This window comes from Micromonospora sp. LOL_024, from assembly GCF_048060415.1.
Lineage (GTDB): Bacteria > Actinomycetota > Actinomycetes > Mycobacteriales > Micromonosporaceae > Micromonospora.
On the sequence record NZ_JBHMIS010000006.1, the window covers coordinates 205,766 to 225,514 of the forward strand.

The window sequence follows — 19,749 nt, forward strand, 5'->3', positions numbered from 1 at the left end:
CCCAGGCTCTAACCGACCGGACGGCCGCGCCAGGACAGGCGCCGCCGCTTGCGCAGATGGTACGACCGCAGGGTCAGCCAGCCGAGGACCGCGACCGAAACGGGGTGGCCCAGCGCGTCGGGCCACGCCCGCCCTCCGGTGGCCCGGGCGCTGACCATCCGCCCGGCCACCCCCGTCAGGTACGCCAGCAGGGCGACCCCGGCGACCGCCGGCGCGCCGGCGAGCAGCGCGCCGGCGGCGACCACCGGCGGCGCGGTGTAGAGCAGCAGCAGCAGGGTCAGCACCACGGCGGCGGCGACCGGGTGCCCGAACGAGGCCCAGAGCGACTTGGTGTAGCCGTCACGCAACTGCGGCCAGTCCTCGTACATCCGGCAGGTGGCCAGCCGCGAGCCGTCGGCGAGGGCGATCCGGCCGCCGGCACGCTTCACCGCCCGGGCCAGTTCGATGTCCTCCAGCACCCGGTCGGCGACGGCCGCGTGCCCACCGGCCCGCAGGTAGCCGGCCCGGTCCACGGCAAGGAACTGCCCGCCGGCCGCGGCCAGCGACGGCCGCTGCGAGCGCTCCATCGCCCGCAGCGGCAGGAAGGTCAGCCACAGCCACTGCAGCAGCGGCTGCACCAGCCGGTCGGCGGCCGTCCGTACCACGATCCGAGGGTACGGCGACAGTAGCGTCGCACCGGCGGCGCGCAACTCTGTGACCGCCGCCGCCACGGCGTACCGGCCGAGCACCACGTCGGCGTCCACGAAGACCAGTGCGGTGGCCGACGCCTCGGCGCGGGTGGCCAGCTGCCAGCAGGCGTGTGGCTTGCCCAGCCAGCCCGGCGGCGGGGCGGCACCGGTGAGCAGGGTGACCCGGGGGTCGTCGGCGGCCACCGCACGGACCACGTCCGCGGTGCCGTCGCCCGAGCCGTCGTCGAGCACCACGACCCGTAGGCCGGGCACGCCCCGCTGGTCGAGCAGGGCGCGCAGGCACGGGGTGACCCGGGTGGCCTCGTCGCGCAGTGGCAACAGCACCGTCACCGCCTCGGTGACCGCCACCGGCCGGTCGGTCGGGCGGCGCAGCCACCGGCCGGCGTTGACCACGGTGTGCGCGGTCAGCGCGGCGACGCCGAGCAGCAGGACGAGCGCGGCGGTCATGCCGCGACGTCGACCGGGGATCGCGGCGAACCGGCGTCGCGGTGGTGGGCCCGGCGGGTCCGTAGCAGCGTGACCGCCAGCGGCACCGCGACCACCGCCATGCCGGCCGCACCCCACAGCGCCGAGGCGGGCAGGTCGAGGAAGACGGCGTGGGCCAGCACGCTGGAGCCGTACGTCCAGAGGTAGAGCGCGTACATCGGGTGGTCGCGGGCGTCGGTGGTGGCCACGGCGGGTCCGGCGAGCGGGCGCAGCGCGGTCATCATCAGCACCGCGAACAGTAGCCAACCGAGGTAGTTGCTGACCGGGATGGCGGGCAGGCCGGGCAGCGCCGGGGTGGGATCCCGCCACACCCAGTGACCTTCGGCCACCATCTGCGGGTCGAGGAAGAGGTCCCAGGCGGCCAGCCCGACCGTGGCCAGCGCGACCCGCCCCGGCCACCGCCACCGGCCCGCCGTGTGACCTGCCGGTCCGGCGGTGAGCCGGGTCGCCACCAGCCAGGCCGGCCAGGCCATCCAGGTCCAGGCCAGCGGAATGATCAGCGGCACCCCGGCCAGCCTCGGGCCAAGTTGACCGGAGTAGTCGTAGCTGCCGAACGGGAAGCCGGTGGCCACGCCGAGCGCCTCGATGGCGAAACCGCCCCCGGTGGCCACCACCACCAGCGTCACCGCCGCCCGCGGCCCCCGGCTGGCCAGCGCGTGACCGACCGACAACAGGTAGCCGAGCACGACGGTGGCCACGGTCAGCCGGGCCCGGGTCGTCCCGCCGGTCAGCGGGTAGCAGATCTGCGCCAGCACCAGCAGGGCCAGCAGCGTCCACCCGTAGCTGTGGGCCAGCCGGAGCGGTGACCGTCCGTTCATGGCCGGACGGATGGCCGGGTCGGCCTCGGCGCCGGCAGGGGAAGGTCCCGGCCGAGCACCCCGAACGGACGCTCGTCGCCGGGAAAACGGAAGTCGCGTAGCACGTCGACGAAGCCGAACCGCCGGTACAGCCGCCAGGCACGCGAGGTGTGCTCGTCGGCCTCCGGGGTGGACAGCAGCGTGGTCGCGCCCTCGGCCAGGCTCAGCAGGGCCCGCAGTTGCCCGGCGCCCAGGCCGTGCCCCTGGGCCAGTGGCCGGACGTGCAGCTCGACCACCTCGAAGCAGTCGGCGAGCCAACGCCGCCGGGTGGCCGGATCCAGCGCCCGCCAGACCTGGTCGTGCCACCATTGGCCGGAGCCGCCGACGTAGCCGTAGCCGAAGCCGGCCAGGTGGCCCTCGTCGGTGAGGCTGGCGACGGCGCGAAAGCCGGGCCGTCGTACGTGGGTGGCGATGTAGCCGCGACGGGCCTCCAGCAGGTCGGCACGGTAGCCCATCGCCTCGCCGTACACGTCCACCACGTCGCCCAGCCGCCGGAGGAGATCGTCCGGTGTCCACCGAACCAACCTCATGCCCGTCCACCCTTCGCCGGGGCACCGCCGTCGGTGACCCACCCCAGTACCGTCCGGTCACCGACCACGTCGCGCACCTCGAACCGTGAGAAGAGTTCCTCCGCGTACCACCGTTCGGTGGGTGTGCGGGTGATCGCGGCCCGGTGCTCCGGGTGACGGTACGCGAACGCCACGAGATCCGCCGGATCACGCCACACGCTCACCGTGCCCTGCCAGCCCAGTGGCGCCTCACCGACGCCGAAGCGGGCCAGCAGCCCGGGGGCAGTGCGCAGGGCGGCGGCGACCGGTGGAACCGCCCGCCAGAAGGTGAGCGCCCGTGCCGGGCGCAGCCGGGCCCGGGTCAGGGCCAGCACCGGACCGGCGACCCGACCGCCGCTGGGGTCGCCGAACGGCCGCCGGCCGGACCATGCGCCCCGGCTGGTCAGCGGGCGCAGGTCGAGGCGGACATCCGCCCGGGCGATGCCGGACCAGGCCCGCCCCACGGTTGAGTCGGCGAACCGGGTGGCCGCGGCGGCGGAGTCCCACACCGTCAACGCCGCCCAGCGGGTCAGGTCGGCGTCGCCCGGCCCGAAGCCGGTGCCGGTCCCGGTGCCGAGCAGCTTGCCGAACCGTACGCCGGGCAGGGCGCGTAGCCGGCGCGGGTCGAGCGCCATCCGGGTCAGTGCCCGGGGCAGGGTGCTCCGGGGTACCCGCCACACGTGCAGGGTGACCAGTTCCGGGACGGTCTCCGGGGTGCTCACGCCACGATGGTCGGGACACCGCCGGTGACCCGCAGCAGCTCGGCGTACGTGGTGGGGAAGACCGCCTGCGGTACGCCGCCGGCGGCCCAGATCTCGTCGTACTTGTCGAGGGCGGTGTCGACCAGTGTGCGCAGCGGCCGCGGGTGACCCACCGGGGCGACACCGCCGATCACCTGCCCGGTGTGCTCCTTGACGAACTGCGGGGTGGCCCGGCGCAGCCGGGTGACGGTCAGCCGGGTGGCCAGGCCGGCGGTGTCCACCCGGTGCGCGCCGGAGGTGAGCACCAGCAGCGGCGTCCCGTCGGCGTCGAAGACGAGCGAGTTGGCGATGGCGCCGGCATCGACACCGAGCGCCTCGGCGGCGGCCACAGCGGTGTGCACGGCGTCGGGCAGCAGGCGGACCGTGGCGGGCGTGCCGGAGCCGTCGCGTGCCTGGGCGGCGTCGAGGGCATCCTGCACCGCTCGGACGTTCGGGTGTGACTGCATGCCGCCATTCTTGCCGGTACGGGGACGACCGGCGCAGCCGACCACGCCCCCTGGGGCGGCCAGGCCGCGGGCCTCGTGGGCCTGACGCGGCAGGTCGAGCATCTCGTCGGATCGGACGGTCATGCCGGTCACCGTGGGTGTGCCGGGAGATCACGGACACTCCGGCGGCGGCGCGACGTGCAGACAGCCCGGCATGCCACACGTTGCGTTTTTGTCGGGGGGAGGGTGTACTGTCAGCAGCAGTTAGAACGAGTGTTCGATTCACTCGAACGTTCGTTCCAACCCCTCGGGGGCGGTGTTTCGCGGCATCGGCTCCCGACAGGTGCGGTGCCGCGGACCGCACCGGGCTCCGGGCAGTCGCGAGTCCGGACCCATCAGGCAGGACCGTCGTCCGCCGCCCACGACCCCCGGGCGGCGGACGACGGACCCGCCGGTACAGCCGGCCGGGTGTGGTGTGGGGAAGCTCCGCACCCGGCCGGCCACCCACCTGGTGCGTCTTCCTCCGCACCGCCCGTCGCGGGCGTCCCGCGCCGACGGAGCTGACTCCGTCGCGTGGCCTGCCCGCCCCGGTCCACCTGGAGGAGACCATGCCGAACAGTCCGGCTCAGGCGCCGACGGTGCCCGCGCACGTGCTGCCGCACCGCACTCCCGTCCAGTTGATCGCGGTGGCCCGGCACGGGCTCGCCGAGGCCGCCCGGACCGGCCCCGACGGCCTCCGGTACGCCGCCGCCCACCTCGCGGCCCTGCGTGCCGCCGCCGCGGTGCTCGCCGCCCGGGCCCGTCCCGCACCCACCCGACGCCATCGGATCACCAGTGTCTGGGTCCTGCTCGCCGGTGTCGCCCCCGAACTCGACGAGTGGGCCAACTACTTCGCCCTCGGCGCCGGCAAGCGGGCCGCCGCCGAGGCCGGCATACCCCGGGTGGTCACCGCCCGGGAGGCCGACGACCTGCATCGCGCCGCCGAGGAGTTCGTGACGGTGGTGGAGTTGACGCTCGGTCTGGCGCACCAGCCGGCGATCGAGGGTCTGGTCGCCTGAGCCGCGGCGCCCGGCCGCCACCGGCGGGACCCAGGGTGGGCCGGACGCCGCCCCGCCGTACGTCCTCACTGACTCATGACAGCACCATCCACGGGCCGACGGCCTGTGGTGACACGACGGGGGGTAGGTCCGATGGCGGGCCGGATGGTGGTCGGTTCCGCCGCGCTGGCCGGGTTGGTGCGCCCGGCCAGCGCACCCGACCCGGCGGGTGGGCATCGGGTGCTGCCGGTGCGGCCGGAACTGACCGGGCTGCTGCCCGGCCGGGGGCTGCGGCGCGGCAGCACCATCGCGGTCGGTGTCGGGCAGGCCCGGCACAGCGGCACCGCGTCGCTGCTCCTGGCGCTGCTGGCCGAGGCCTCGCGCGCCGGCTCGTGGTGCGCCGTGGTCGGGGTGCCGACCTTCGGTGCCGGGGCGGCGGCCGAGGCCGGGATCGTCCTGGATCGGCTGGCCCTGGTGCCGCAGCCCGGGCCGGAATGGCCCACCGTCGTCGCCGCGCTCATCGACGGGGTGGACGTGGTGGTCGCCGCTGTGCCGTCCGGCGTCACCGCCTCCGTCGCCGACCGGTTGGCCGCGCGGGTCCGGCAACGCGGCAGCGTACTCGTGCCGTACGGCCGGTGGGACGGCGCGGACGTGACGCTCCAGGTGGTCCGTGGGGTCTGGGACGGGCTCGGGTCTGGACGGGGGCGCCTACGCCGCCGGGAGGTGACCATCTCGGCTCGCGGACGCGGTGCCGCCGCCCGCCCCAGGGAGGTCAAGGTCTGGCTGCCCGGTGACGAACCGACCCGGGTCATCCCCGGTCCGCCCGCCGCCGGCCGACCGGGCATCGGGCGGCTACGAGTGGTGGCATCGTGAGTGAACCGGTTCGGACCCTGCTGCTGTGGTGCCCGGACTGGCCGGTGCTGGCCGTCGAGATCGCCGACGGGGTGCCGGCCACCGACCCGGTCGCGGTACTGCACGCCAACCGGGTGGTGGCCTGCTCCGAGCGGGCCCGCGCCGAGGGCGTACGTCGCGGGCTGCGTCGGCGGGAAGCGCAGGGACGCTGCCCCCAGCTCACCGTCGTCGACCATGATCCCGGCCGGGACGCCCGGGCGTTCGAGCCGGTGGTGGCCGCGGTCGAGGAGGTGGCGGTCGGGGTCGAGGTGATCCGGCCGGGGGCCTGCGCGCTGGCCGCCCGTGGGCCGAGCCGCTATCTGGGTGGCGAGGAAGCGGCCGCCGAGCGGATCATCGAGCACGTCGCCCACAGCTGTGCGGTGGAGAGCCAGGTCGGCATCGCCGCCGGCGTCTTCGCCGCCGGGCTGGCCGCCCGGCGGGGTCGGATCGTGCCGCCCGGGGGTACGCCGGAGTTCCTGGCCGGTCAGCCGGTCGCGGCGCTCGGCCGACCAGCCCTGGCCGACCTGCTGCGCCGGCTCGGGATGAGTACGCTCGGCGACTTCGCCGCGCTGCCCGCCGGCGACGTGCTGGCCCGGTTCGGATTCGACGGGGTGCTGGCCCACCGGCTGGCCGCCGGTCGGGACGACCGGCCGCTCGCGGTACGGCGCCCGCCCGCCGACCTGACGGTCACCGCCGACCTCGACGAGCCGATCGACCGGGTCGACGTGGCGGCGTTCGCGGCCCGGACGCTGGCCGAGCGGCTACACGAACGGCTCGCCGGGCACGGGCTGGCCTGCACCCGGCTCGGCATCGAGGCGGTCACCGCGCACGGCCAGGAACTGCACCGGGTCTGGCGACACGACGGCCTGCTCAGCGCGGCGGCCATCGCCGAACGGGTCCGCTGGCAACTGGACGGTTGGCTCTCCGGCGGCGGTCGCGGCGGTGGCCGGCCGGCCCGCCCCACCGCCGGAATAGTCCGGTTGCGGCTGGTGCCGGACGGGGTGCTCGCCCAGGCCGGCCTGCAACCGGGGCTGTGGGGGGAGACCGGCGCGGAACGGGAGCGGGCGCACCGCGCGTTGAGCCGGGTGCAGGGTCTGCTCGGCCCCGAGGCGGTGGTCACCGCGGTGCTTGGCGGCGGACGGTCGCCGGACGACCAGGCGCGGCTGGTGCCCTGGGGCGACGAACGGCTCCCGGCCCGTTCCGGCGCCGCGCCGGGCGAGCCCGTGGGGCGTCCCCCCGGGGGTGCGTCGACGGGTGCCGGCTCCGGCGGCTCGGCTCGGCTCGGCCGCCGGCGGCCGGGCCCGGGGCACGCCGTGCCGACCTGGCCGGGTCGGCTGCCGCCGCCCTCGCCGGCCGTGGTGCTGCCCGTCCCGCTCGCCGCGAGTGTGCTCGACGCCAACGGCGAGCCGGTCGTGGTGAGCGCACGGCTGGCGGTGAGCGCCCCGCCGGCCCGGCTGAGCATCGGTACGACGACGCAGTCCGGCGGCTCCACTTACGCCCCGGTTCCCGCTGTTTCCACCTTCGCCGCTTCGGGCACCGCGGTGCCTGGTGGCACGGCCGCGGCGGCCGAGATCGTCGGCTGGGTCGGCCCGTGGCCGCTCGACGAGCGGTGGTGGGCCCCGGCCGAGGCGCGTCGGCGGGCCCGATTCCAGGTCCGCCTGGCCGACGGCGGCGCACTGCTGCTCGCCGTCGAGTCCGGCCGCTGGCTGGTGGAGGCGATCTATGACTGAGGCGACTCTGGATCATGGTTGGGGCCGATGAGTTTCCACAATCCGCAGTTGCCCTGGTCGGAGCTGGAGCGGGTGCTCTCCGGGAAGCCGGGTGGCAAGGGCGAGCGCGGCGGGGGGTGGGGGGACGGAGGTGACGGTGGGGGGCGGCACCTGCATGTGGTGGATCCCCTCACGGTCGACGCCGACGGGGGAGACTCGCCCGCCTGGAGTCGGCGTCGGGAGCACTACCAGCCGCCGGAGCTGACCCGCCCCGACGGCGTGGTGCCGTACGCCGAACTGCACGCGCACACCAACTTCAGCTTCCTCGACGGCGCCAGTCACCCCGAGGAACTGGCCGAGGAGGCCGTGCGGCTGGGGCTCACCGCACTCGCCGTCACCGACCACGACGGCCTCTACGGGGTGGTGCGGTTCGCCGAGGCGGCCCGCACGCTGGGCCTGCCGACGATCTTCGGGGCGGAGCTGTCCCTCGGCATGCCCGGCCCGCAGAACGGCGTACCCGACCCGCACGGCAGCCACCTGCTGGTCCTGGCCCACGGCCACGAGGGGTACGCCCGGCTGGCCGCGACCATCGCCCGCGCCCAGTTGCGGGGCGGCGAGAAGGGCCGCCCGGTCTACGGCGAGCTGGAGGAGATCGCCGCCGACCTGCGCGACCACGTTCTGGTGCTCACCGGCTGCCGCAAGGGGCACGTGCCGGCCGCCCTGCTCACCGAGGGGGTCGACGCGGCAGCCCGCGAGCTGGACCGGCTCACCGCGCTGTTCGGCGCGGAGACGGTGGCGGTGGAGCTGACCGACCACGGGCATCCGGTCGACGGCGACCGCAACGACGCCCTGGCCGAGTTGGCGGCCGGTGCCGGGCTGCCCACAGTGGCCACCAACAACGTGCACTACGCCACCCCGGGGCGGCGTCGGCTGGCCACCACGCTGGCCGCCGTCCGGGCCCGGCGCAGCCTCGACGAGATCGACGGTTGGCTGCCCGCCGCGGGCACCGCCCACCTGCGCGACGGCGCGGAGATGGCGGCCCGGTTCGCCGCCTACCCGGGTGCGGTGGCCCGGGCCGCCGAGTTCGGCGCGGAGCTCGCCTTCGACCTTCAGCTCGTCGCGCCGCAGCTGCCCGCGTACCCGGTGCCGCCGGGACACTGCGAGATGAGCTGGCTGCGGCAGCTCACCGAGCGGGGCGCGCGGGAACGCTACGGCCCGCGCGAGGCGCACCCTCAGGCGTACGCGCAGCTCGACCACGAGCTGAACATGATCGAGGAGTTGGACTTCCCCGGCTACTTCCTGGTCGTCTACGACATCGTCGACTTCTGCCGGCGGGAGAACATCTACTGCCAGGGCCGGGGTTCGGCGGCGAACTCGGCGGTCTGCTACGCGCTGCGGATCACCAACGTGGACGCGGTCCGGCACCGGCTGCTGTTCGAGCGCTTCCTGGCCCCCGAACGCGACGGCCCGCCCGACATCGATGTGGACATCGAGTCCGACCGCCGGGAGGAGGTCATCCAGCACGTCTACGCCCGCTACGGCCGGGAGCACACCGCCCAGGTGGCCAACGTGATCTCCTACCGGCCCCGCTCGGCGGTGCGGGACGTGGCCAAGGCGTTCGGTTTCTCGCCCGGCCAGCAGGACGCGTGGAGCAAACAGATCGACCGGTGGGGCGACGTGGCCACGGTCGACGTGCCGGAGATCCCCGAGCAGGTGATCGCGTACGCCAACGAGTTGCAGACTTTTCCCCGGCACCTGGGCATCCATTCCGGCGGGATGGTGATCTGCGACCGGCCGGTGATCGAGGTCTGCCCGGTGGAGTGGGGGCGGATGCCCGGGCGCAGCGTGCTCCAGTGGGACAAGGACGACTGCGCCGCCGTCGGCCTGGTCAAGTTCGACCTGCTCGGTCTGGGCATGCTCTCGGCGCTGCACTACGGCTACGACATGATCGGGATGAGCCTGGACCTGGGCGACATGGCACTGGACGACCCCGAGGTCTACGACATGCTCTGCCGGGCCGACTCGGTCGGGGTGTTCCAGGTGGAGAGCCGGGCCCAGATGGCCACCCTGCCCCGCCTGCGGCCCCGCGAGTTCTACGACCTGGTGGTCGAGGTGGCGCTGATCCGGCCCGGCCCGATCCAGGGCGGCTCGGTGCATCCGTACATCCGGCGCAAGAACGGCCAGGAGCCGGTGGCCTACCCGCACCCGCTGATGCGCAACGCGCTGGAGAAGACTCTCGGTGTGCCGCTGTTCCAGGAGCAGTTGATGCAGCTCGCCATCGACCTGGCCGGCTTCGACGCGGCCGAGGCCGACCAGCTGCGCCGGGCGATGGGAGCCAAGCGGTCCGTGGAACGGATGGCCCGGATCGCCGACCGGCTCTACGCCGGCATGGCGCAGCGGGGTATCAGCGGCGAGCTGGCCGACGACGTCTACCGCAAGCTGACCGCGTTCGCCAGCTACGGCTTCCCGGAGAGCCACGCGATGAGCTTCGCCTACCTGGTCTACGCCAGTTCCTGGCTCAAGCGCTACCACCCGGGGCCGTTCCTGGCCGCGCTGCTGAGCGCCCAGCCGATGGGCTTCTACTCGCCGCAGACCCTGGTGGACGACGCCCGCCGGCACGGGGTGGAGGTACGCCGCCCGGACGTCAACGCCAGCGGCGCGAAGCCGGTGCTGGAGTCCACCCCGCAGAGCCGCTGGGGCAGTCAGCCGGGGGAGCCGCCGCACGCCTGGGGGCTGGGCGGGCCGGCCGTTCGGCTCGGGCTGGCCAGCGTGCGTACCCTCGGCGACGGTGTGGCCGAGCGGATCGAGGCCGAGCGGGCGGCGGACGGTCCGTACCGCGCCCTGCCGGACCTGGCCCGGCGGGTGGGTCTGACCGCCGCGCAGTTGGAGGCGCTGGCCACGGCGGACGCCTTCGCCTGTTTCGGACTGACCCGGCGGCAGGCGCTCTGGGCGGCCGGCGCGGCCGCCCAGGAACGGCCCGGCCGGCTGCCTGGCACGGTGACCGGCACGGCCGCGCCCACCCTGCCCGGAATGGAGGCGGTGGACCGGCTGGTCGCCGACGTGTGGGCCACCGGGTTGTCGCCGGAGAGCCACCCGGCCCGGTTCATCCGCCCACAGTTGGACGCCGTGGGCGCGGTGCCGATCGACCGGTTGGGTCGGGTGGAGCCGGGTCGGCGGATCCGGGTCGGCGGGATCGTCACCCACCGGCAGCGGCCGGCGACCGCGGGCGGGGTGACCTTCCTCAACCTGGAGGACGAGACCGGCATGCTCAACGTCACCTGCTCACCGGGGCTGTGGCAGCGGCACCGGCGGGTGGCCCGCACCAGCGCGGCGCTGGTGGTGCGGGGGCGGTTGCAGCGGCACGAGGGGGTGGTCAACCTGGTGGCCGACCGGTTGGAGGCGATCGAGCTTCCGGTCAGCCCCGCCTCCCGCGACTTTCGCTGACCGGCGACCGGTCGGGCGGCCACCTGCCCTAGCGATCTGGGTCAGTCTGACTAGGCTCGACCGGGTGGAACAGACCTCAGGCCCGGCCGGGCCGCCGCTCACCCCCCGTACCGCTGTGGTCTGGTCGGTGCTGCGCGCCGAGCTGGACCGCCGGGCCGCCGCCGAGCTGACCGTGCTGGACGTGGGCGGGGGCACCGGTGGCTTCGCGGTGCCGCTGGCTTTGGCCGGGCACCGGGTCACCGTGGTCGACGCCAGCCCCGACGCGCTCGCCGCGCTCAGCCGCCGGGCGGCCGAGGCCGGGGTGCCCGAGCGGGTCCGTGCGGTGCAGGGTGACGGGGACGCGCTCGCCGGGTTGGTCGAGCCGGCAAGCGTCGACCTGGTGCTGTGCCACGCCGTACTGGAGGTCGTCGATGATCCGGTGCCGGTGGTGTCGGCGCTGGCCGGCGCGCTGCGACCCGGTGGTGCGGCCAGTGTGCTGGTCGCCGGGCGGGCGGCGGCGGTCCTCGGCCGGGCGATGAACGGCCACCTCGACGTGGCCGCTGCGCTGGCCGCCGATGCCGCGGGTAGCGCCGGTCCCCGGGACACGCTGCGCCGGCGTTTCGACGCCGAGGCCGCCGCCGCGCTGCTGGCCACCGCCGGGCTCGCCGTCGAGGAGGTCCACGGCGTACGCGTCCTCGCCGACCTGCTTCCGGCGGCGGTGGCGGACGGCCAACTCGGTGCCCTGGTCGAGTTGGAGCGGACGCTGGCCGCGCGTTCACCGTGGCGGGATGTCGCCGCTCAGCTGCATCTGTTCGCCCGCCGCCCGGCATGACTGGCCGAGCCAGGCCGTTGGAGGTCGTCGCGCCCGGCTACGGCGGCGGCAGCCTCGCCGACGTGCTGCCCAGCGCGCTGGCCGTGCTCGGTGTGCCCGGCGCCTCGGACCTGCTCGGACTCACCGCCGAACTGGCCGGGGTGCGCCGGATCGCGGTGCTGCTGGTCGACGGTCTCGGCTGGTACCAGATCCCGACCGCCGCACCGTACGCGCCGACCCTGACGGGGCTGGCCGCCGCGGCCGGCCGGCCGCTCACCTGCGGTTTTCCGTCCACGACCCCGACCAGCCTGGTCACCCTGGGCACCGGTGTGCCGCCCGGCGCGCACGGGGTGCTCGGTTTCACCCTGCGGGTTCCGGACACCGATCGGGTGCTCAACCACACCGAATGGGCCGACGACCCGTCACCGCTGCGCTGGCAGCCGGTCGCCACGGCGTTGGAGCGGGCCCGGGCCGCGGGTGTCGCGGTGACCGTGGTGAGCCGACCGGAGTTCGGTGGCACCGGCCTGACCTTGGCCGCGAACCGGGGTGGCGACTACCGAGGCGCGGCCGGCGTCGACGCACTGGCCGTGGCCATGCTGACCGCGCTGGCCGCCGGGTCCGGCCCGACCCTGGTTTCCGGCTACCACCCGGACGTCGACCGTCACGGCCACCTCAGCGGCGTGGACTCGCTGCCCTGGCGGGTGGCGGTGACCGAGGTGGACGGGCTGCTGGCACGGCTGGTGGACGGCTTGCCGCCGGACTCGGCGCTGCTGGTCACGGCCGACCACGGGCAGCTCGACGTACCCGACGGGCACCGGTTCGACCTGGACGGCGACCCTCGCCTGATCGACGGGGTGCGGGTGGTCGCGGGTGAACCCCGGGTGCGCTACCTGCACGTCGCCCCGGGTGCCGCCGTCGACGTGGTGGCCACCTGGTCGGGTGTGCTCGGCGCTGCCGCGCGGGTGTGGACCAGGGCGGAGATGGTGGCCGCCGGCTGGTATGGGCCGGTGACCCCCGAACACCTGGGTCGGATCGGCGACGTGGTGGTGGTCTGCAACGACACGTACGCGGTGATGGCCGGTCGGTCGGATCCGCCGGCGGTGTCCCGGCTGGTGGCGTTCCACGGCGCGGACACGGCGACGGAGATGACCGTTCCGCTGCTCGTCGTGCGGGGCTGACCGGCGGCGATGTCACATCTGGCGGCTAACCTTCGCGGGTGGGCCGCAGTCAGTCGATACCCCGGGGTGGCGACCCCCGGTTCGGGTCCGACGCCGATGACGCCGGCTGCCCGATCCTGCATGTCGACATGGACGCCTTCTACGCCGCGGTGGAGGTGCGTCACCGGCCAGAGCTGCGGGGTCGGGCCGTCGTGGTCGGCGGGGTCGGCCCGCGAGGGGTGGTCAGCTCGGCCAGCTATGAGGCCCGGCGGTACGGCGTCCGCAGCGCCATGCCCACCATGCGGGCCCGCGCCCTCTGCCCGCACGCGGTCTTCCTCGCCCCGGACTCCGCCCGTTACACGGCCGCCTCGCGGTCGATCATGCAGATCTTCCGTGACGTCACTCCGCTGGTCGAGCCGCTGTCGCTGGACGAGGCATTCCTGGACGTCGCCGGTGCCCGCCGGCTGTTCGGCTCGCCGGCGGCGATCGCCCGCCGCATCCGTGAGCGGGTTGCCGCAGAGCAGGGGCTGACCTGTTCGGTGGGGGTCGCGCCGAGCAAGTTCGTGGCGAAGCTCGGTTCGACCCGGGCCAAACCCGACGGTCTGCTCGTCGTCCCGGCCGGCCAGGTGCTCGACTTTCTCCACCCACTGCCGGTCGCCGGGCTCTGGGGGGTGGGAGAGCGCGCCGAGCAGGCTCTGCACCGGCTCGGCCTGCGTACCGTCGGTGATGTCTCGCAGGCGCCGGTCGGCATGCTGCGTGCCGCGCTCGGCGAGGCTGCCGCCGGGCACCTGCACGAGTTGGCCGCCGGGCGTGACCCGCGCCGGGTCAGTCCGGAGCAGTCGGAGAAGTCCATCGGCGCGGAGGTCACCTTCGACGTGGACGTCGACGATCCGGTCGCGGTCCGCCGCACGCTACTCGCCCTGGCCGAGAAGGTCGGTGCCCGGTTGCGGGGCGCCGGGCAGGTCGGGCGGACGGTGTCGCTCAAGGTGCGTACCGCCGATTTTCGCACTGTCACCCGGGCACGCACCCTCGACGTGCCCACCGATGTGGCCAGGGAGATGTTCGACATCGTGTGGGCGCTCTACACCGTTCTGGAGTTGGGTGAGCGGGTCCGGCTGCTCGGCGTCCGGGCGGAGGGTCTGACGGTGGCGGTCGAGACGCCGCGGCAACTCGCCCTGGGGGATCGGGAGCATGGCTGGCGGGAGGCGGAGGTCGTGGCCGACGCTGCGGCTGCCCGTTTCGGGCGGTCCGTCATAGGACCGGCTAGTCTGCTCGGCGGGCGCGATCCTCGACGGAACGAAAATCCGACCCGACCGTAGGTCGTCCCGCTTTCCGACGCGCGGGGGCCCTCGTAGACTTGCGGGTAAGCAGCCGGTTGGCTGCCACGGTCTGTCGGTCCGACCGGACCGACCAACGTGACCGGGGAGGAGTGCCGTGCCGCTCTCGGAGCACGAGCAGCGGCTGTTCGAGCAGATCGAGCGGTCGCTTGCCGAGGACCCCAAGTTCGCCTCGGCCGTGCGCGCCAGCGATCCGCGCTTCCATGCGCGGCGTCGCCTGCTCGTCGCCGCCGGCGTGATCATCGCCGGCCTGGCGTTGTTGGTCTATGGCGCGGTGATTGCAACTCCGCCGCTGGCGGTGGCGGGATTCGTCGTCATGCTGGCCTCGGCCGCGTTCGCGGTGCAGTCGCACCGTCGGGCGCAGTCACCCGACCTGCACGTCGTCGGTGGCACGGCGAGTCGTCGCCGGTCCCGAAGCCGTGCCGGTAGGCGGCCGGGTTTCCTTGACCGGATGGAGGATCGGTGGCGGCAGCGCCCGGAGGGGCACCGCTGAAGCTGTTCCGCCGTCCCTGAGGCGGAGTACGTGCCACCCCGGCTTGACCGCGGGGTGGTCAGCGCTCGACCGGCCCAGCGCCGTTCGAGCGCCCTTCGCTGTCCCCAGCACCCTCACCCTGCAACCGCGTGTCGGTCATGCAGTTGTGGCCACGAAAGCCGTCAGAGGCGCAGACAAGCAACCACAGCTGCATGATCGACGAGCCGGTGGGTAAGGCGGCGGGGTCAGCGGCTCGGGCGAGTGGCGATCAGCCGGCGCGGACTGAAGCGCAGCAACCGGTGACGTAGCTGCCCACCGGAGGCGACCAGCCGTGACGAGGTGTCGGCGATGCTGGTACGCCATCGGTGCAGCACCGACGGCGGCAACACTGTCGCCACCAGCCGCGTGCGGCGGTCCGCCTGCCCGACAAGCGCGCCGCGCACCGCCCGCAGGGCCGCCGACAGGGGTTCACCGGCCAACGGGTCCCGGGCGTAGCGGGCCCGCTCCTCCGCCCGACCGAGCAGGCGGACCGCCGAGGAGGCCCCGGTGTCGGTGGTGAGCGCCTCCCGGGCCAGCCGGTCGGCGGTCGCCCTCGGGGTCTCCGTCCGTTCCACCCGGACCCGGTAGTCGACCAGCGTGTCGACCAGTTCGTCCCAGGCGGCGTGCGCGTCGGCTCGGGCCCGGTCATGGTCGCCGCCGACCAGCACGACCGGTTGGCCGGCGGCCGGGCTGTCCGAGCCCGGGACGTCGACCGCCCGGGCCACCGGCGCCGGCCGTGCACGGCGGCGGCGCAAGGTGAGCCGGCGCAGTGCGGGCACGGCCAGCAGGACGAGCAGCGCCAGCACCCCGATGGTGAGCAGCCAGGGCCAGAGCGGCGTCTGCTGGCCCGGCGCGCCGTCGCCCACGACGGCGCCCGGGTCGACGCCTTCCTCGAACTGGTCCGGCCCCTGGTCCGGTGCGTTCGACGGGTCGGCAGCGTCAGGTGCGCCCGACGCGCCGGGCGCCGGAGTGCTCTGCTCGGGGGCGTCGGTGTCCGGTGCCCACGCCGAGCGGGTCGAGCCCGGCACGCCGTAGGCCGGCGTGGCGTCGAAGGAAACCCAACCGATCTGGTCGAAGTAGACCTCGGTCCAGGCGTGCAGGTTGCGGTTGGTCAGCGTGAGGGTGTCATCGCTGCGCCGGCTGCCGTTGGTGAACCCGAAGGCGACCCGGGCCGGGATGCCCGCTTCGCGGACCATCCACGCCAGCGCCGCCGCGTACTGCTGGCAGTAGCCGACCTTGTTGTCGAGAAAGTCGAGGATCGCCTGACCGCTGGTGCCCTCTTCAGTGCTAAGCCGGTAACTGAAGCCGTTGTCCTCGGAGAAGTAGTCGTAGAGGGCGCGCACCTTGTCGTACTCGGTGCGTGCGCCGCGGATCAGATCCTCGACCAGGGCCCGCACCTCGGGCACGTCGGGTGTCACGGTCTGCTGCCGGCGCAGCGGCACGTCCGCCGGCAACGGCTGGGCCCGGCGCAGCGCCTGCGGGCTGTACGACGAACGCACGTAGTCGAACTCGTACTGCCGGCCCCGGGAGCTCTCCCGGTTCGAGAAGACGACTTGGAGGTTCGGGTCGTAGAACCAGTTGTTGCCGAGTTCGCCGAATCGGACCGGCTCGGCGTAGACCGGCACGAACGGCATGTTCAGGTCCCGGCTCACCTCCACGGTGGCCCGGTGCTGGGTCCGCTCGACGCCTGGCAGCGACCGCGCCGACGGATCGGGCAGCTCGCCGGTGACCCGCCCGCCGTTGGGGCCGCGGATCCGGAAGCCGTCGGTGCGCAGGTCGTCGGCCACGCCGAAGCGTAGGTAGAACGGCTCCTCCTCGGTGGTGGTGACCTTCACCAGGTCGGTCACCTGCGACTGGTTGAGCTGCCCGCTGAGCGCGGCGAACAGGTCGACCCGGCCGGGGGAGCCACCCAGCCCAGGCCCGATTCCGGCGCCAGCGCCGGCGTTCAGGCTGGTGATCAGCCCGGCGGTCATGCCTGGGACGGCCAACGGCACCAGCACGGCCAGGGCGAGGCCCACCACCGCCAGCCGCCGGCCAGCGGCGGCCAGCGGAGACGCCTCAAAGACGTCCACGTCGCGACCGTCGCCGGTGAACCGCCGGCCGAAGCGGCGGACCCGGTCCACGTTGTCGGTGACCAGCAGCCACAGGAAGCCGGCGGCGCCGATCGCGAACGGCACCGGCGGGACGCTGTCCACGTAGACCGCCACCGGCACCGAGTAGATGGCCAGCATCGGCAGCCCGGCAAGGGCGGGCCGGTGCAGCCCGACGCAGAGCACGTCCACCAGCACCGCCACTCCGCCGACACCGAGCACCGTGATGAACAGCAGCGGATCGGTGTCCGGCACCTTCACGCCGTGTGAGCGCATGTCCCCGACGGAGTTGCCCAACAGTTCGGCGAAGTGCCCGAAGGTGGCCGGGGTGGGCAGCACCGCCAGCAGCTCGCCGCCGCTGGGGAACAGCCAGGTCAGGGCGACCGTGAGGCTGCCCACCATGGCCAGGATCTGGAGCCACAGCGGTGCCCGGCCGAGACGGGCGAGTGCCGCCGCGGCGGCCACCGCGGCCACCGCGATGACCGCCTGGACCAGCCAGGTCCAGCTCTCGAAGATGGCCGAGAGTGGAGCCGCGGCCAGCAGCGTCGCGGCGGCGGCCACCAGGCCCAGGTTCCGATGGGCGATCATGAGGGGGACCTTCCGTTCATCGCACGCCGCCCGCCACCGTCTCGGCCATCGCCGCACGAAGGGCGAACCCCTGGGATCCGCGACCGGCTTGTGGCCAGAGCGCCGGCAGCCGGCCGCCGTGGTCGACGCCGATCACCCGCCAGCCGGACTGGAGTAGCGCCAGCGCGGCGGTGTCGTGGGCCTGGTCTGCCTCGGCCCGGGCGGACGCGGGCAGGTTCAGCCAGGCGGAGCTGTCCAACAGAAAGCACACGCAGGTGGCGCCGTTGGCCCGAAGCCCCGCCAGCAGCTCCGCCTCGGCGGTGCTCAACGCACCGAACAGGCCGATGATCAGGCCACCGTCGGCCCGTTGCCGGACGTGCTGCACCAGCGTGGTGATCTCGACCCGCTGGTCCAGCCGAACCTCGGCGAGCTGGTCGAGCAGCAGACCGTCGCCGGCGCCTTCGTTCGCATCGACGTCCGCGCCCGCGCCGGTGACCAGCCGCAGCTTGTAGCCGGCCTGCCGCAGGTGCACGGCGATGCTGGCGGCGGCCGAGACCGCCCACTCGAAGCTGGCCGTCGGGCCGTCGCCCTGGTGACCGTAGACGCGGGTGTCCAGGAGGACAGTGGCCCGGCTCTCCCACGGCTGTTCCTCCCGCCGCACCATCAGCTCGCCGGTGCGCGCTGTCGACTTCCAGTGCACCCGGCGCAGGTCGTCGCCGCGCCGGTACTCGCGGGTCGCCGCGTCGTCCTCGCCGTGCACCGCCACCGAGCGGGCCCGGCTGTCGCCGCTGCCGGCGTACTCGCCGGGCAGCCGCACCGACGGCAGCGGGGCCACCTGGGGGACGACCGTGAGGCGCTCGGTGCCGGGGAAGGCGCGACTGAGTTCGCAGAGACCGAACGGATCGGTCATCCGGACCACCAGCGGCCCCACCTCGTACCGGCCGCGCACGTCGGCGCGCACGGTGTACGCCACCGAGCTGGCCTGGTGCGCGCCGAGGCGCTCCAGCACCACCCGGGGTCGGCTGCCGAGGGCGTACGGGAGCCGGTCCTCCAGCAGCAGGGTGCCGGTGGGTAGCCGGGACATGTTCTGCAACCGCAACACCACCCGGGCGCTGGCCCCGACCGGCACCCGGTGCGGTTCAAGCGACCGGTGGCAGGCGAGCTTGTAGCGGCTGCGACCGACGTAGAGCGCGGCGAGCAGCGGCAGGACGGCCAGCAGCACCGCCACCCGCAGCAGATCCTTCTCGCCGAGGATGCCGGCGGAGGCAGCTGCCGCCACCGCCGCGGCCAGGAAGGAACGGCCGCGGGTGGTCAGCCCGCGCAGCCCGTCACGCACGTCACGGCCTCCGCGGCTCGAACGGGGGCCGGACGCCACCGGTCGGCGGCGGGTCGTACGGCGAACGCTTGCGGTCGTGTGGCAGTGGCAGGCGGTGCACCAGGTCGGCGACGATCGCGTCGGTGGTGCGTCGGGCGAGCTGGGCGTCGGCGGTGGGGATGATCCGGTGCGCGAGCACCGGCACGGCGAGCACCTGAAGGTCGTCGGGGAGAACGTAGTCGCGCCCGTCGAGGGCGGCCACCGCGCGGGCGGTGCGCAGCATCTGCAGGGTGCATCGGGGGGACGCACCCAGGCGCAGGTCGGGCGACTCGCGGGTGGCGGTCACCAGGTCGATGGCGTACTGCTTGACCACGTCGGCGACGTGCACCTGCCGGACGTGGCCGATCAGCCGACGCACGGTCTCGGCGTCGGAGACCGGCCGCAGCGCGGAGAGCGGATCGACCGCGCCGTGACCGTCGAGCATGGCCAGCTCGGCGGTCGGATCCGGGTACCCCATCGCGATGCGGGCGGTGAACCGGTCGCGCTGGGCCTCCGGCAGGGGGTACGTGCCCTCCATCTCGATCGGGTTCTGGGTGGCGATCACCATGAACGGGGTCTGCAGCTGGTAGGTCACCCCGTCGACGGTGACCTGCCGCTCCTCCATGCACTCCAGCAGTGCCGACTGGGTCTTCGGGGAGGCGCGGTTGATCTCGTCGCCGACGACCAGGTTGGCGAAGACGGCGCCGGGGCGGAACTCGAAGTCGTGTGTCTCCTGGTTGTAGACGCTGACCCCGGTGACGTCGCTGGGCAGCAGGTCGGGCGTGAACTGGATGCGGCGGACCGAACAGTCGATCGACCGCGCGAGGGCCTTGGCCAGCTTGGTCTTGCCGACGCCGGGCACGTCCTCGATGAGCAGGTGACCTTCGGCGAGCAGGACGGCCAGGGCAAGCCGCACGGTAGCGGTCTTGCCCTCGATGACCTGTTCGATGTTGGCCACGATCACGTCACTCGCGGCGCGGAACTCGTCGTGCGGCAGCAGACCGCCAACTTCGTCCCAGGTCTGTTGTGTCACGGGCCTCCTCCTCGTCGCCGTCACGGCAGCTCTGAATAGAGCACCTGGACCCGCCGTTAGGTT

The 19,749-nt window shown here is 74.2% G+C and carries 16 protein-coding genes; 8 read left to right on the forward strand and 8 right to left on the reverse strand.

Annotation, left to right across the window (positions count from 1 at the left end; all coding sequences use genetic code 11):
• Positions 1-8: 8 nt before the first annotated feature.
• From ACFHWY_RS10430 to ACFHWY_RS10450, 5 genes are read right to left on the reverse strand one after another with little or no spacing between them, the layout of a single operon-like run.
• Positions 9-1,136: a glycosyltransferase gene (locus tag ACFHWY_RS10430; RefSeq protein WP_416579912.1), complete on the reverse strand. Its 1,128-nt coding sequence runs from the start codon at positions 1,134-1,136 to the stop codon at positions 9-11.
• Entirely contained in the window at positions 1,133-1,993 is an 861-nt protein-coding gene (locus tag ACFHWY_RS10435; protein WP_416579913.1) for a carotenoid biosynthesis protein, read from the reverse strand. Before ACFHWY_RS10435 ends, ACFHWY_RS10430 begins: the two co-directional genes overlap by 4 nt.
• Positions 1,990-2,562, reverse strand: a complete 573-nt coding sequence (locus ACFHWY_RS10440; protein ID WP_416579914.1) for a GNAT family N-acetyltransferase — start codon at positions 2,560-2,562, stop codon at positions 1,990-1,992. Before ACFHWY_RS10440 ends, ACFHWY_RS10435 begins: the two co-directional genes overlap by 4 nt.
• Positions 2,559-3,302, reverse strand: coding sequence for a monooxygenase (locus ACFHWY_RS10445; protein ID WP_416579915.1), 744 nt, complete (start codon positions 3,300-3,302; stop codon positions 2,559-2,561). The genes ACFHWY_RS10440 and ACFHWY_RS10445 overlap by 4 nt, the downstream gene beginning before the upstream one ends.
• Positions 3,299-3,787 (reverse strand): YbaK/EbsC family protein, encoded by a 489-nt coding sequence (locus tag ACFHWY_RS10450; RefSeq protein ID WP_416579952.1) that lies wholly within the window; start codon positions 3,785-3,787, stop codon positions 3,299-3,301. The genes ACFHWY_RS10445 and ACFHWY_RS10450 overlap by 4 nt, the downstream gene beginning before the upstream one ends.
• A 587-nt stretch (positions 3,788-4,374) precedes the next feature.
• On the opposite strand from ACFHWY_RS10450, the gene ACFHWY_RS10455 reads away from it, so the two are divergent.
• The 8 genes from ACFHWY_RS10455 (at position 4,375) to ACFHWY_RS10490 (ending at position 14,624) form a co-directional block, all read left to right on the forward strand.
• Complete coding sequence (locus ACFHWY_RS10455; RefSeq protein ID WP_416579953.1) at positions 4,375-4,824, forward strand: SAV_6107 family HEPN domain-containing protein; 450 nt, start codon at positions 4,375-4,377, stop codon at positions 4,822-4,824.
• Positions 4,825-4,956: 132 nt separating this feature from the next.
• Complete coding sequence (locus tag ACFHWY_RS10460; RefSeq protein WP_416579916.1) at positions 4,957-5,676, forward strand: hypothetical protein; 720 nt, start codon at positions 4,957-4,959, stop codon at positions 5,674-5,676.
• Positions 5,673-7,424: a DNA polymerase Y family protein gene (locus ACFHWY_RS10465; RefSeq protein WP_416579917.1), complete on the forward strand. Its 1,752-nt coding sequence runs from the start codon at positions 5,673-5,675 to the stop codon at positions 7,422-7,424. Before ACFHWY_RS10460 ends, ACFHWY_RS10465 begins: the two co-directional genes overlap by 4 nt.
• A gap of 27 nt (positions 7,425-7,451) precedes the next feature.
• Positions 7,452-10,847, forward strand: coding sequence for an error-prone DNA polymerase (locus ACFHWY_RS10470; RefSeq protein ID WP_416579918.1), 3,396 nt, complete (start codon positions 7,452-7,454; stop codon positions 10,845-10,847).
• 46 nt (positions 10,848-10,893) lie between these two features.
• Positions 10,894-11,658: a methyltransferase domain-containing protein gene (locus ACFHWY_RS10475; RefSeq protein ID WP_416579954.1), complete on the forward strand. Its 765-nt coding sequence runs from the start codon at positions 10,894-10,896 to the stop codon at positions 11,656-11,658.
• The gene (locus ACFHWY_RS10480) at positions 11,655-12,815 is read left to right on the forward strand and encodes an alkaline phosphatase family protein (protein ID WP_416579919.1); all 1,161 of its coding nucleotides are present in this window, start codon (positions 11,655-11,657) and stop codon (positions 12,813-12,815) included. Before ACFHWY_RS10475 ends, ACFHWY_RS10480 begins: the two co-directional genes overlap by 4 nt.
• A gap of 38 nt (positions 12,816-12,853) precedes the next feature.
• On the forward strand, positions 12,854-14,113 hold the full coding sequence (gene dinB, locus ACFHWY_RS10485; RefSeq protein ID WP_416579920.1) for a DNA polymerase IV: 1,260 nt from the start codon (positions 12,854-12,856) through the stop codon (positions 14,111-14,113).
• 115 nt (positions 14,114-14,228) lie between these two features.
• Positions 14,229-14,624 (forward strand): DUF3040 domain-containing protein, encoded by a 396-nt coding sequence (locus tag ACFHWY_RS10490; RefSeq protein ID WP_092382364.1) that lies wholly within the window; start codon positions 14,229-14,231, stop codon positions 14,622-14,624.
• A gap of 224 nt (positions 14,625-14,848) precedes the next feature.
• Here ACFHWY_RS10490 and ACFHWY_RS10495 read toward each other — a convergent pair whose 3' ends face one another.
• From ACFHWY_RS10495 to ACFHWY_RS10505, 3 genes are read right to left on the reverse strand one after another with little or no spacing between them, the layout of a single operon-like run.
• Positions 14,849-17,320, reverse strand: coding sequence for a transglutaminase TgpA family protein (locus ACFHWY_RS10495; RefSeq protein ID WP_416579921.1), 2,472 nt, complete (start codon positions 17,318-17,320; stop codon positions 14,849-14,851).
• Positions 17,321-17,336: 16 nt separating this feature from the next.
• Entirely contained in the window at positions 17,337-18,635 is a 1,299-nt protein-coding gene (locus ACFHWY_RS10500; protein ID WP_416579922.1) for a DUF58 domain-containing protein, read from the reverse strand.
• Between the two features lies 1 nt (position 18,636).
• Positions 18,637-19,686 carry an AAA family ATPase gene (locus ACFHWY_RS10505; RefSeq protein WP_416579923.1) on the reverse strand — a complete coding sequence of 350 codons (1,050 nt, stop codon included), beginning with the start codon at positions 19,684-19,686 and terminating at the stop codon, positions 18,637-18,639.
• Between the last annotated feature and the right edge of the window lie 63 nt (positions 19,687-19,749).

Excerpts from the sequence above, each read along its gene's own strand:
- ACFHWY_RS10480 (WP_416579919.1), top strand. The coding sequence starts at position 11,655 with ATGACTGGCCGAGCCAGGCCGTTGGAGGTCGTCGCGCCCGGCTACGGC.
- ACFHWY_RS10440 (WP_416579914.1), bottom strand. The coding sequence starts at position 2,562 with ATGAGGTTGGTTCGGTGGACACCGGACGATCTCCTCCGGCGGCTGGGC.
- ACFHWY_RS10435 (WP_416579913.1), bottom strand. The coding sequence starts at position 1,993 with ATGAACGGACGGTCACCGCTCCGGCTGGCCCACAGCTACGGGTGGACG.
- ACFHWY_RS10460 (WP_416579916.1), top strand. The coding sequence starts at position 4,957 with ATGGCGGGCCGGATGGTGGTCGGTTCCGCCGCGCTGGCCGGGTTGGTG.
- ACFHWY_RS10470 (WP_416579918.1), top strand. The coding sequence starts at position 7,452 with ATGAGTTTCCACAATCCGCAGTTGCCCTGGTCGGAGCTGGAGCGGGTG.
- ACFHWY_RS10450 (WP_416579952.1), bottom strand. The coding sequence starts at position 3,787 with ATGCAGTCACACCCGAACGTCCGAGCGGTGCAGGATGCCCTCGACGCC.
- ACFHWY_RS10495 (WP_416579921.1), bottom strand. The coding sequence starts at position 17,320 with ATGATCGCCCATCGGAACCTGGGCCTGGTGGCCGCCGCCGCGACGCTG.
- ACFHWY_RS10430 (WP_416579912.1), bottom strand. The coding sequence starts at position 1,136 with ATGACCGCCGCGCTCGTCCTGCTGCTCGGCGTCGCCGCGCTGACCGCG.
- ACFHWY_RS10455 (WP_416579953.1), top strand. The coding sequence starts at position 4,375 with ATGCCGAACAGTCCGGCTCAGGCGCCGACGGTGCCCGCGCACGTGCTG.